This window comes from Paraburkholderia solisilvae, assembly GCF_902859875.1.
GTDB lineage: Bacteria > Pseudomonadota > Gammaproteobacteria > Burkholderiales > Burkholderiaceae > Paraburkholderia > Paraburkholderia solisilvae.
Genome location: NZ_CADIKF010000001.1, coordinates 208,516 through 221,017 on the forward strand (window position 1 = coordinate 208,516; position 12,502 = coordinate 221,017).

12 protein-coding genes are annotated in these 12,502 nt (G+C 67.7%); 2 read left to right on the forward strand and 10 right to left on the reverse strand.

Going from position 1 to position 12,502, the window contains the following annotated elements; genetic code table 11:
• Positions 1-13 precede the first annotated feature (13 nt).
• From HV675_RS01005 to HV675_RS01030, 6 genes are read right to left on the reverse strand one after another with little or no spacing between them, the layout of a single operon-like run.
• Positions 14-1,192 (reverse strand): oxamate carbamoyltransferase subunit AllG family protein, encoded by a 1,179-nt coding sequence (locus tag HV675_RS01005; protein WP_246270035.1) that lies wholly within the window; start codon positions 1,190-1,192, stop codon positions 14-16.
• Positions 1,193-1,210: 18 nt separating this feature from the next.
• On the reverse strand, positions 1,211-2,044 hold the full coding sequence (locus HV675_RS01010) for an SRPBCC domain-containing protein (RefSeq protein ID WP_175108867.1): 834 nt from the start codon (positions 2,042-2,044) through the stop codon (positions 1,211-1,213).
• Between the two features lie 21 nt (positions 2,045-2,065).
• Positions 2,066-2,599: a (2Fe-2S)-binding protein gene (locus tag HV675_RS01015; RefSeq protein WP_175108868.1), complete on the reverse strand. Its 534-nt coding sequence runs from the start codon at positions 2,597-2,599 to the stop codon at positions 2,066-2,068.
• A complete protein-coding gene (locus HV675_RS01020; protein WP_175108869.1) occupies positions 2,596-3,426 on the reverse strand; it encodes an FAD binding domain-containing protein in 831 nt (276 codons plus the stop codon). The genes HV675_RS01015 and HV675_RS01020 overlap by 4 nt, the downstream gene beginning before the upstream one ends.
• The gene (locus HV675_RS01025) at positions 3,423-5,843 is read right to left on the reverse strand and encodes a xanthine dehydrogenase family protein molybdopterin-binding subunit (RefSeq protein ID WP_175108870.1); all 2,421 of its coding nucleotides are present in this window, start codon (positions 5,841-5,843) and stop codon (positions 3,423-3,425) included. The genes HV675_RS01020 and HV675_RS01025 overlap by 4 nt, the downstream gene beginning before the upstream one ends.
• A gap of 58 nt (positions 5,844-5,901) precedes the next feature.
• Entirely contained in the window at positions 5,902-7,164 is a 1,263-nt protein-coding gene (locus HV675_RS01030; protein WP_175108970.1) for an amidohydrolase/deacetylase family metallohydrolase, read from the reverse strand.
• A 353-nt stretch (positions 7,165-7,517) separates the two neighbouring features.
• On the opposite strand from HV675_RS01030, the gene HV675_RS01035 reads away from it, so the two are divergent.
• Entirely contained in the window at positions 7,518-8,045 is a 528-nt protein-coding gene (locus tag HV675_RS01035; protein WP_175108871.1) for a MarR family winged helix-turn-helix transcriptional regulator, read from the forward strand.
• A gap of 154 nt (positions 8,046-8,199) precedes the next feature.
• Here HV675_RS01035 and HV675_RS01040 read toward each other — a convergent pair whose 3' ends face one another.
• The 3 genes from HV675_RS01040 to HV675_RS01050 form a co-directional block, all read right to left on the reverse strand.
• Complete coding sequence (locus HV675_RS01040) at positions 8,200-8,913, reverse strand: DUF1989 domain-containing protein (RefSeq protein ID WP_175108872.1); 714 nt, start codon at positions 8,911-8,913, stop codon at positions 8,200-8,202.
• A gap of 77 nt (positions 8,914-8,990) precedes the next feature.
• Positions 8,991-10,262: a M20 family metallo-hydrolase gene (locus tag HV675_RS01045; protein ID WP_217477987.1), complete on the reverse strand. Its 1,272-nt coding sequence runs from the start codon at positions 10,260-10,262 to the stop codon at positions 8,991-8,993.
• A complete protein-coding gene (locus HV675_RS01050) occupies positions 10,259-10,657 on the reverse strand; it encodes a hypothetical protein (RefSeq protein WP_175108873.1) in 399 nt (132 codons plus the stop codon). The genes HV675_RS01045 and HV675_RS01050 overlap by 4 nt, the downstream gene beginning before the upstream one ends.
• Positions 10,658-10,773: 116 nt before the next feature.
• On the opposite strand from HV675_RS01050, the gene HV675_RS01055 reads away from it, so the two are divergent.
• Complete coding sequence (locus HV675_RS01055) at positions 10,774-11,403, forward strand: cupin (RefSeq protein WP_175108874.1); 630 nt, start codon at positions 10,774-10,776, stop codon at positions 11,401-11,403.
• Positions 11,404-11,496: 93 nt separating this feature from the next.
• Here HV675_RS01055 and HV675_RS01060 read toward each other — a convergent pair whose 3' ends face one another.
• Positions 11,497-12,492: a TIGR03571 family LLM class oxidoreductase gene (locus HV675_RS01060; RefSeq protein ID WP_175108875.1), complete on the reverse strand. Its 996-nt coding sequence runs from the start codon at positions 12,490-12,492 to the stop codon at positions 11,497-11,499.
• Positions 12,493-12,502 lie beyond the last annotated feature (10 nt).

Here is a 12,502-nt window from a genome sequence, read left to right on the forward strand (position 1 = left end):
GCAATGCGCGGAGTTAGTGGTTTCGCAAAGCGGCTTCGAACAGCGCAACCGGCGCTGCGTAGACGCCGCGGCCCACGAGACCGGTGCGGCCGTCCGCGCCGATCATCGCGATGGCGGCGAGCGGTGCGAGGCTTCTGTCGGCAACGGCGGCTGCGTCGAGGGCGCAACGCAACATTGGGAATGCCGGATGCGCGCCTGGGAAAAGGGTAGGTTGCGCATCCTGCCAGCCGGCCGGCAGCCACGTCGCAAATGCGTGCGCGGGTTCGGGTGCGAGCGCGAACGCGTGTGCGCCGAAGCCGGCGGCGTCGATCACGCCGCTGTCGCCGGTCAGCGGCGCGGCGATCGCATCCGCGGTATGAGCGAGGCGCGGTCCCGCCGGCGCGGCGGCCGGCTGTGTGGTCCATGCGTGCGGGTCGCCCGCGACCCGTACGCCGACATCGCGGCCATTGCCGGCCAGCGCGATAACCAGGCTGGCCGCCGGGTCGGCGCCGTCCGCCGCCGCGGACATCATCAGGTGACACGCGGCCATCCACAGTGTCAGAAAGAACAGCGGCGTATCGGCCAGCATTGCATCGACCGGCAACTCGGCGATATGCGGCGATAGTTGCGCGCGCAATGAAGCAGTGGCCGCCGTGGTGCGCGCATGCAGATCGTCACCGCCGGCGAGGCCGGCCGCCGCATGCGTGAACAGGTCGATCGGGCCGCTGCGCTCGAGCGCAGCGGTGAGCGCGGACGCGAGCAGCGTGTCGCGCCATGCAAGTCGCGGCAGCACCGCGGGGTTGCGGCTGCCGAAGCGGATCTGCGCGCCCGTGCCGCTGCCGAGAAGCGACCATGCGCGGCGCGATGGGGCTTGCGGGTCCGCGACTTCAACAAGCGTCGTCGACGGCGAGATGACCGCGGCAAGCGGTGTGACCACGCCGAACGATTGCGCGGCGACCAGCCGGACCTGACCGCTCGCGATCAGCTGCTCGGCCTGCGCTTCGGTCGTTGCCCAGTTTTCGTACAGGCAGCACAACACCGCCGACGACAACACCGGTGCGGCCGGATCGCAGGGGTCCGCATACGGCGGGCCCGCGTGCAGCAGCGTGAAGTCGGGCAGTCCGAGCGCGTCGCGGGCGCGCGCCACGCGTTGCCAGTGCGGACGGACGGCGTACAGACGTTCGAGTGCCGGGTGGTTGGCGTCGGTTGTCACGGGTATGTTCATTTCGGGTTACCGCGAACTCGCGCGGACGCGCAGCCAGCCGCGGATGCGCGACCACAGCATTTTCCAGAACAGATTGCCGAGGTCGAGCGGTGCGTTGGCCGGCTGCGCGACGCGAGCAGCGGGTGGCGCGGTTGGGGGCGACGAGGCGGCGACGGCAGGCTGCGTGTGCGGTGTCGCGTCGTTCGTCGCGCGCGTCGCGGCAGGCGCGGGCGTGTTCAGCGTGTGCGGCGTGTCCACGGATGCGATCGCCGGCGCCGCGGCCGACGTGGGCGCTGCGTCGGCATTGGCGGGTGCGATCTGCTGTGCTTCGGTGCGCGCCTCGGGAACCGATGTCTGCCGCTCCGCGGTTGGCGCCGGCGTAGGCGCCAGCGCGGATGCAGCGTTCGCGCTTTGCGTATCGAGCTTCGTTTTGAGATTCTGCGCGAACGCTTCGGTCAGACGCGTCGCGAGTTCCTTCACGATGCCGCCGCGCGAAAACTGCGCGAGACTGCCGGCGATGGTGTAGTCAACCTTCACGTCGACGCGCGTTTCGTCAGGCGCAGTGGCATGCAATGCAAACCCGGCGACGCCTTTCACGCGCGATGCGCTCTTGCGGTCGACGCCGCCGCCGCTGACGCTGCCACATCTGCTGTTTTCGTCGAGCGTGATCGCGCCGTCGCCGGCGAAGCTCGCGACGATCGGGCCGAGCTTGACGGTCATCGCCAGTTTGAGCGCGCCGTTATCGGGCGGCGCGGTGAGCGATGCGCCGGGCAGGCACGCGACGATGCCGGACGTATCGTGAAACGATGCCCATACGTCGTCGAGCGGATAGGCGACGGTAAAGCTTTGTTCGATTTCCATTGAGCCTCGCGAGCGAAAGTGTCAGGCGGCCGTGGCAGTGACGGCGGCAGCGGCGGCGAGCGGCCGGGTGCTCGCCGCGCGACGCGCATCGAGCACGCGGCGAATCGCGCGGACAATGCCGACATAGCCGGTGCAGCGGCATAGATTGCCCGCGAGTTCGTAGCGCACGCGCGCGTCGTCGGCGTCGGGCAGGCGGGTCACGATGTCGCGCGCGGTGACGATCATCCCCGGCGTGCAATAGCCGCATTGCAGCGCATGCTCGGCCGAGAATGCGGCGCGCAGTTCGTTCATCAGCGCGTCGTCGTCGAAGCCTTCGATGGTGCGCACGTGCGCACCCGCGCACGCGATTGCCGGCGTGATGCACGAGCGGGCCGGCGCGCCGTCGATCTGCACCGTGCACGCGCCGCACACGCCCTGTTCGCAGCCGATATTGGTGCCGGTCAGCAGTTGCGCCTCGCGCAGGAAATCGGCGAGATGCGTGCGCGGTTCGACGAACGCGGCGACGGGCGCGTCGTTCACGGTGAGTTGCAGCGGCTTTTTGCGCGCGTCGGTCATGGCGTATTCCTGCCGTCAGTGCGGAGCGTCGCGGCCGCGCGTTCGAGCGCGACGTGATGCACCTGGTATTCGTAGCTGCCGGGTTCGAGGCCCGCGTCGCGCAGCGGCGGTTCAAGGGCCGCGGACGTGGGGTCGTCGAGCAGCGCGCGCGCGTCGGCAATCAGATGCGGCGGGCCGTCGAGCGCGCCGATCACCGCGCGGCATACACCGGCGGCGGCATCGTCGATGAAAAGCGCGATCGCTTCGGCGAACTCGCCGGGCTTGTGGTTGAACTTGTAGTAGCTCCAGCGGGCTCCGGCGCTGAGCTTTCTGATGCGTACGCCGGTGAGGATCTCGTCGGGTTCGAGTGCGGTCGTGAATGCACCGGACATCCAGTCTTCACTGTTGACGACGCGTTCACCGCTTCCGCCCACCACCAGAAAGTCCGCGTCGAGGCCGCGCATCACATTGATCCAGTCGGCGGCCGGGTCCGCGTGCGCGAGGCTGCCGCCGAGCGTCCCGCGATTGCGCACCGCGCGATACGCGATGCCGCGTGCGACATAGGCCATCAACCCTTGCGTGTAGTCGTCGACGGCGCGGTCTTCGATCTGCGCATGCGTGATCGCCGCGCCGAGCACGCCGTACGCGCCTTCGTCGCGGCAGGCGCGCAGCGCCGCGATGCCGCGCACGTCGACCAGCAGTTCGGGCTGCGCGAAGCGCAGGTTCATCATCGGCCCGAGCGACTGGCTGCCGGCGACGAACTTGCCGGCGCCCGCGCTCGCTGCGACGACGCGCACCGCTTCGTCGCAACCGGCCGGCTTTTCATAGTCGAATGCGGCGGCTTTCATGCGGGCACTCCTTTCGCAACATCCGCACGCGCGGCGGCGGCCTGCGCAATCGCTTCGAGCACCGCGCGCGGCGAGATCGGCAGGCGCGTGACTTCGGCGCCGAGCGGGCGCAGCGCATCGTTGACCGCGTTCGCGAGCGCCGCGGTCGAGCCGATCGCGCCGGATTCGCCGATGCCTTTCTGGCCGAACTCGGTATAGGGAGCCGGCGTTTCCATATGCTCGATACGGATCGGCGGCACTTCGGTCGCGCCGGGCAGCAGATAGTCGGCGAGCGTCGAGGCCAGCGGCTGGCCGTCTTCGCTGTACGGCATCGCTTCGTAGAGCGCGGTGCCGATGCCTTGCGCCGCGCCGCCATACACCTGGCCGTCGACCACCATCGGATTGATCAGCACGCCGCCGTCTTCGACAATCACGTAATCGAGAATCTCGGTCAGCCCAAGCGCGGTATCGACGGCGACGACGACCGCATGGCACGCGTAGCTGAACGTGCCGGTGTCGCGCTTCGCCTGATAGCTGGTCGCGACCTCGAGGCCGCGCGGATCGACGTCGGGCGGCAGCAGCTGCGGTTTCAGGTACCACGTGTGCGCGATCTGCCCGAGCGTGCAGCGTGCGCCATCGGGGCCGACGGCCGCGCCTTGCTGCCACGTCACGTTATCGACCGGCGCTTTGAGCAGCCACGCACCGATTTTCAGCAGGCGTTCCTTCAGTTCCTTCGCTGCCTGCCCAACCGCGCCGCCGGCCATCACGATCGAGCGCGAACCCCAGGTGCCGGTCGAGTACGGCGTGACGCCGGTATCGCCGAGCACGACGCGCACGCGGTCCGTGTCGATGCCGAGCACGTCGTGCGCGATCTGCGCGAGCGTCGTCTCCATGCTCTGGCCGTGCGAGTGAACGCCCGCGCGCACTTCGAGCACGCCGTCGGGCGTGAGGCGCAGCACCGCGGGCTCGCGGCCCGGCACCATCGGAATGCCCCAGCCGTGATAGACGGAGGTGCCGTGCGCCCCCTGTTCGCAGAACACCGCGATGCCGAAGCCGATGCGGCGTCCATCGGGTTCGCCGCGTCGCTGTCGCGCGCGCACCGCGGGCAGATCGATGGCCGCGACCGCGCGGCGCACCGCTTCCGGATAATTGCCGCTGTCGAAGTGCTTGTTCGTGATGTTGTCGAACGGCATTTCATGCGGCTCGACGAGATTGCGCAGCCGCACTTCATGCGGTTCGAGGCCGGCGGCCACCGCGATCGCGTCCATCATCGTTTCGATCGCGTAGCAGACGCCGGTGCGCGCGACGCCGCGATACGGCAGGATCGGCGGCTTGTTGGTCGCGACCGACCAGGTGCGGCAGCGGTAACGGTCCATCTTGTACGGCCCGGGCAGAATGCTGCCGACCTGCGCCGCTTCGAGGCACGCGGAAAACGGATACGACGAATACGCGCCGGAATCGACGGTCGCTTCGCATTCGACGGCGATCAGACGCCCGTCGCGCGCCGCATAGGCGGTGATGTCGTAGTCGTGCTCGCGGCAGTTGGCGTTCGCGGTCAATTGCTCGCGGCGGTCTTCGAGCCAGCGGACCGGCCGCTCGAGCCGCATCGCCAGCCAGCCGCAGCACACTTCCTCGGGCAGCAGAATGCCCTTGTAGCCGAAGCCGCCGCCGACGTCCGGCGCGATCACGCGCAGTTGCCCTTCGTCGAGGCCGAGGCACTGTGCGAGGCCCGTGCGGTTGATATGCGGCATCTGCGCGGACGTGTACACGACTAACTGCGCGAGGCGCTTGTCCCAATGCGCGACGACGCCGCGGCCTTCCATCGGCGCCATGCTCTGGCGCGATGTGCGCAGCGTGCGCTGTACGCGAATCGGCGCGTTTTTGCGGATTTCGTCGAGGTCGGTCTCGCTTGCCGTGGCCGCCGCGACATCGACGAAGGTTTCGAGAAAGACGTTGTCGCCCCAATGGTCGTGCACGAGCGTGGCGCCTTCGCGACGCGCGTCCAGCATATCGACGACGGCCGGCAGCTCCTCGAAGTCGACGAATACCTGCGCGGCGATATCTTCCGCTTCGGCGCGCGTCGCGGCGACACACATCGCGATCATCTCGCCGACCTGACGGACCTTGCCGCGCGCGAGCACCGGCTGTTCCGACGACTTGAACCCCGGCAGCGCCGAGTTCGCGACGATCGGCTGCACGCCGTCGAGATCGCCGTGCGTGTAGACCGCGTGTTCAAGTCCCGCCGGCTTTTCGATGCCGACGATATGGCCGTGTGCGATCGGGCTGCGCACGAACGCGACGTCGAGCATGCCGACCATGCGGATATTGCCGACGTATTCGCCGCGCCCGTGCATGAAGCGCGCGTCTTCCTTGCGTGTGAGCGACGCGCCGATGCCTTGCGGGCGGTCGGGCGGCTGCGGTGAGGGGCGTTTGATCATTTGCGGAATTCCTCGCGGCGTGGCATGGCGTGGCGTGAACACTTCGCCGGAGCGCCGCTCAAGCGGCCCGCGCGAGCGGCAGGCTCGGCGAGTTCGCGTCGTAGCGCACGCCGTCGCGTACGCACAGCACCGGCGAGAGCATGCGGTCGGTGACGATTTGCGTGCCTTCGTTGTCTTCCAGCACCCAGCGGCCGCGCCGGTCGTCGAGCACGCTGATGTCCGCGACGCCGCCCACTTTCAGCGTGCCGAGTTCGCCTGCCATGCCGATCATCTTTGCCGCGTTCGACGTGACCATTCGCACCACGTGGTCGAGCGGCAGGCCGAGCGCGAGCATGCTGGTCATCGCGCTGACGAGGCTGAACTGCGTGCGGCCGAGGAACGAGTGCTCTTCGTCCGGGTGACTGTCCGGCGTGCCGGCCGGCGCGGGCAGATGCGTGTTGTAGCCGTGCATGTCCGCGCCGAGCGTATCGGGCACGACGCCCGCGTCGAGCACGACGCGCGCGGTCTTGAAGCTGAAGTGCGAACCATGGCCGACGTCGACCTTCAGGCCGCGCGCAATCGCTTCCGGCACGAGCGGATGCAGCTTGCCGTTTTCTTCGACGAAGCCGCCCGGATGGCGGCTGAACGGGTGCGCGAGAATATCGCCGGGCTTCAGCGTGTCGACGACCTGGTTGAAGATCGAGTCCGGATTGACCGGCAGGCCGCCGCGTTGCGGCTTCGGCCACAGTTGCCCGAAGTGGATGTAGACCGGCAGTTGCGCGTCGCGGCCGATCTGCGCGGCGATCTTCATCACGTCGAGCCCCCAGCGCGCGAAGCCGCCGATCTCGGCATGCGCCTTCACGCCCTTCACGAGGTCGGTATTCGCGTGCGCGGCCTTGACGGTCGCCGCGGCATCGAGGCATTCAGGCCGATAAAGCTCCGGGTAATAGTGCCCTTCGAGGCCGCCGACGATATACGCGGAAATAAACGCGAGCACGCGCGTCTTCGACGGCTGCGCGATGAAATGCCGGAACCCCGGAACCGTGATGCAGCTCGGGCCGCCCTGATCGACCAGCGTCGTGACGCCGGAGCGCACGCCGCACATATCCGGGTTCAGTCCGAAACGGCCGGTCACATACTGATAAACGTGCGCATGCGTATCGATCAGGCCCGGCAGCACGAGCTTGTCCTCGCAGTCGACGATCTCGGTGATCGGTGCGGTGGCGGCGAGATCCGGGCCGATCGCGGCAATGCGCGGGCCGTCGACGAGGATGTCGAGGATCGCGTCGACGCCGGCTGCGGGATCGATCACACGGCCGCCTTTCAGGAGAACCTGGGTCATCATAGGTAACGGGGTCGGTAGGGGGTCTGGGAAAATGCGTGGTGTACCGCAAATACCGTGCCGGTCGATGAGCAGATTGCACCTGGTGCGCCGTTGACGGTGCCGGCGCGGGCCGCGCGCAGGTTGCACGGCAATTGCATGCGTTCGGGTTGGCGCGCGCGTATGCACAGCGGTCATGCGTGTGCGGTGCGCGCGTGCACCGGATCAACGCGTGGCGCATGATTGTGGTGAATAGCGTGGTGTACCCCGATTATTTTCCGCGCTGTGCTTTCGTTAGAATGCAGTCCGTCCAGTCATGCAGCGATTCGCACGACGTGGCCATGCGGCCGCGCGTTCGCGAGGGAAAGCAACCTATGTCGACCACCATCAACGATGAAACCGCCACGCGCTCGGTGCGCGAAGAACTGCGTGCATGGCAGGCGCGCTCGCCGCTCTTTAGCCGGCCGGGCTTTCTGATTCGCCGCATGCATCAGATTCACGGTTTTCTGTTCGCCGAAGAAACGGCTGACTTCGACGTCACGCCGGTGCAATACAGCTTGCTGACCGCGCTCGATGCGCTCGGCGAAATCGATCAGAACTCGCTTGCGGTCGAAATCGGGCTCGAGCGGTCGAGCGTGGCGGAAGTGATGCCGCGTTTGCAGGGACGCGGGCTGATCGAGCGCCGCCAGGCGGACTATGACCGGCGCGTGAAGCTCGTCAAGCTGACGCGGCAGGGCAAGCGCCTCGTCGCGAAGATGGCGCCCGCGGTGCAGCGCGCGCATGACCGCACGATCGAACATCTGCCGCCCGCCGAGCGCGATCTGTTTATGCTGCAACTGATCCGGCTCGTCGAAGCGACCAATGACAACAGCGTGGTGCCGTTCCGCTTGCCTCAAGATTGAGCGGCGATGGTGCGCATGGATTGCGTGCGCGGACGGGGCGGGGCGGCCCGGCACGGCCGTGGTGCCCGCCATGCTGACGTGTGTCGCGCGCGTGCCGTGCGCGGGCCGCGTGCCGCCATTGCGGTATCCGCGCGGTGGCTGACCGTACTTCCCGTTACGCGAGTACCTTGAACTCCACTTCGACCGGGTTCAGTGCATTGATCGGCACGATATCCTGCGGGCACGCCGAGAACACGACCACGCAATCCATTACCGCCTTGATGTCCACATAGTCGCCGGCCTTCGATACCGGCGGCAGCCACTCGATCGAATAGTCGGACTTCACCGGAATGTTCATCCACAGATTGAACGGCTGCGGCACTTCGCGGGCACGCAGGCCGATCGCCTTCAGCGCGAGCCGCATGTTGTCCGCGCAGTTGTCGTGATAGCCGGTCACGCCGAAATTCTTGTAGCGGTGCAGGTCGCATGCGGCGATCAGCGTGTCGTGCACGCCCGGCGACGTGTCCGCGATGAGTTCGGCGATCGGGCGGCGCTGGTTTGTCACGAGCGGATCGCCGGGCTGCGGAATCAGCTTGTCGATATACGCGCGCGTGTGCTCGAACGACAGGAACTCGTTCAGATGCGCGGCGTTGAAGATCCACGTATCGCAAACCTGCGTGCCATGGGTGTTCGTGACGCGGATCGTCTGGCCGGTTTTCACACGCACCGCGCGGCCGCAGCGCGCCGGAACCGTATACGTGCGGCCGGGTTCGGGTGTGCCGTCGGCCGAAATCGGCTCGTGCAGCGTGGCGTTTTCGCCGAGCGCACTGCCGTTGTCGTCGTGCGCGTGGATCGCGGCTTCGGTGTGGGAATGGGGGGTGGCGGTCATCGCGGGGTCCTTGGGGTCGGGTAGCGGGGCGGAAAAGCGGGCTCGCTCATATGGGTGGTCGACTGGCAGCGAGTGGCTCAGCGCGCTTCGTTGCATAGCTCGACGAGGCAGTGCGCCAGCGCGCGCGTGCCGAGCACGAGGTCGGCGTCGTCGGTCGCTTCGAGCGGGTTGTGGCTGATGCCGCCGCGGCTGGGCACGAAGATCATCGCGGTCGCGCAAACCTTCGCGAGATGCAGCGCGTCGTGAAACGCGCCGGAGACGATTGGCTGGGAGCGCGCGCCGAGCGCATCGCAGGCCTCGTGCACCCTTGCGATCGCGGTATCGGCGAAATGCACGGGGGCGTGCTCGAACAGCGGTTCCAGACGCACATCGGCGCCGTGCGGCGCGAGGCAATTCTTGAGCGCCGCATCGAAGCGCGCGAGCACCGCGGGGTCGGGATGACGGAAGTCGACGGTGAAGGTCACCGTCGACGGAATCGTGTTGATCGAGTTCGGCTCGATGTTCCAGCTGCCGAACGTGATGCGCGCGGCGTCGCCGCCGAGCGCGAGCGCGCATGCTTCGATTGCGCCGCGCACGCGGACCGCGAGCGTCATCGCGTCGCGCCGCACCGCCATCGGCGTCGTGCCGGCGTGCGCGGCTGCGCCCATGCAGCGCACCGAATGCCAGCGCACGCCCTGAATACCGGTCACCACGCCGAGCGGTGTATCGGCCAGTTCGAGCAGCGGCCCCTGTTCGATATGCAATTCGATAAACGCATGCGCGTGTTGCGGCGCGCGCGTATCGAGCGCGGGGAAGGCGGTGCGATGCGCGTCGAGTGTGGCGCCGAACGTGACGCCCGCGGCGTCGCGCACCGTGCGAAAGCCGTCGAGCCGTGCCGGATCGACGAACGTGCTCGAGCCCATCGCGCCGGGCTGGAAGCGCGAGCCTTCCTCGTTGGTCCAGATCGCGACTTCAAGCGGGCGGCGTGTGCGCACGCCCGCGTCGGCGAGCGCCGCGAGACACTCGAAGCCGGCCAGCACGCCGTACGCGCCGTCGAGCCGGCCGCCGGTGGGCTGCGTGTCGATATGGCTGCCGGTCATCACGGGTGGTAGATCTTCATCGCCGGCGCGGCGGAAAAACAGGTTCGCGCATGCGTCGGTGGTGACGGTGCAGCCGAGCGTTTGCGCGCGCTCGATCAACGTTCGGCGTGCTTCGATGTCGAGTGCCGATAGCGCGGGGCGATCGACGCCGCCGTCGCTGCGTGCACCGATCGTTGCGAGTGCATCGATCGCGCCGATCAGGCGCGCGGGGTCGACGTGTTCGGCTGCATGCAATGCGTGGGTCTTGTCATAGGAGGAGGTCATGTTCATCGGTTGTCCGTGCGCGTGCGGCGCGTGCTGGGTTCGATCCGCTGTTCGACGATTCCGTGGGTGTGCGCTTCACGCATGGTGTCGGTCGATGGCAAGTCCGATGCCGATTCAAGCATAGTGAAGGGGACACGAATGGTGCAGAAATAGACGAGACGATGGTCGAAGCATGATGCATGCCGGGTTTGGAACATCTGATCTGAAGCGGCGTTGGCGCGAGGCGGCGCGATGGTGGTGAGCTTTGTGATGAGCCGTGTGTCACGCTTTGTGTCGGGCGCGTGTCGGTCGGGGGACGCGTTTGATGCACCGCGTTCGTGACTGCGAGCACGCGTGGTGCACCACGGATGTGAGCGGATGCGCTGGTCACCGGTCGGTGTTCGTTGTTCGCGTCGCAGCATCGGCCTGGCCGCCATCGCCGCATCGCTCTATCATCATCGTCGCCGCCGTTGTCAAAGATGGCCCCGATAATTTTCGTCTAAGCTGAATCACCCTGATCCAACCATGGAGCGCGTCGATGACGAACACGAAGCGCCGGCGCATCAGCGCCGCACTTGCCGCCGGTGGTCTGCTGCCCGCGGCGCTCAGCGAGGCGGCCGGCGATGCCTTCGCCGGTAGCGCAGCCCCCGCGCATCCGGTACAGCCGCAGACGCTCAGCTTCGACCCCAACGGCTGGATTCCGAATAACCAGCGGTTGCCGGTGCTCGTGTACCGGTCGGCCGTGCCGTTGTCGGGTGGCGACCCCGCCGCGTTGTTCGAACAGGCTTTCGCGCGCAACGGCTGGCCGCCGCAATGGCGCAACGGTATCTACGACTTCCATCATTTCCATCCGGCCACGCACGAGGTGCTCGGTTTCGCGGGCGGCAGCGCGCGGCTCGTGCTCGGCGGCCCCGCGCCGATCGGGCGCGAGGTGCGGGTCAAGGCGGGCGACGTCGTCGTGCTGCCGGCGGGCACCGGTCATTGCAAGCTCGAAGCGAGCGCGGATTTTCTCGTGGTCGGCGCGTATCCGCCGGATGAGGATATCGGTATCAGTCGCGTCGGCTTGTCCGCTGCGCAGTTGCACGCGATGCAGCAGGTTCTGTTTCCGGCGTCGGATCCACTGACCGGCCGTGACGGTCCGCTTGCGAAATTGTGGCGCGCGGCTTGACCGGATCGCCGCAGCGGACCTTTCGGCTGACGCGGGCCAGCGATCGCGATGCGGCAGGGCGGTCGGCTGCACGCATCAGTGTGCCCGCCGTTATCAGCTTTCGCGATGAAATTCAGGCAACACGGTTTCAGCCAGTTCTTCGATGACTTCGAGCGGCGCGCGCGGCGAGGCAGGCAGATTGAGCGACACGTGATGCGTGCCCTGTTCGCGCATCGCGCGTAGCAGCGCGGCGAGCGCACGCCGGCCGGTGCGGTAACCGAGCGCGACTGGCGTCGCGGGTTCATCCGGATCGCTGCTCAGTTCGAGTCGCAACGCGGCGCCGAATGCGCGGAACGCGCCCGGCGCGCTGCGTGCGACGGCCGCGCGCCACATGCTGCGCCGCGCCTGCTGCGCGTCGGGTTCGCGATGGTAGGTCATCCAGCCGATCGCATGACGCGCGATCCAGTCGACGCTCTGACCGCCCGAGCCGACCGCGAGCAACGGCACCGCGCGCGGCGGTTGCGGCAACAGAAAGAACGCCGGCGCGTCTTGCGGCGCTTCGTCTGGAATCACGCGCGAAGTCGGCGCCAGTGCGGCTGCGAGCGTCTCCCAATGACGGCGGTACAGTTCGCGGCGTGCGTCGCCGTCCGCGCCGAAGGCCGCATATTCGGGCGGCCGGTCGCCGGAGCCGAGGCCGAGAATGAAACGGCCGCGCGACAAGGTCTGTACCGAGATCGCGGCCTTCGCGATATGCAGCGGATGACGCAGCGTCAGTACGATCGCGCCGCTCATCAGCGCGATACGCGTGGTGTTCGATGCGAGTGCGCCGAGCAGTACCCATGGGTCCAGATGACCGACCGGGTCCGGATAGTCGGCGCTGTTCAGCGGCACGTCGCGAATCCACAGCGCGCGAAAGCCGAGGGCATCGGCGCGTCGCGCGAGCGCGATCTGCTCGTTGAAGTCGGCGACGATCTGCCCGGCCGGCAGCAGCGGCAATGTCAGGCCGATCGAAAGATGGCCCGCGCGGAACACGCGCTGCTCGATCGGCTCGCCGGAGCCGCTGGATGGTGATTCGTGGGTGCGGTCGTCTTCGTCTGCTTGGGCGGGCATCGGCGTGTTG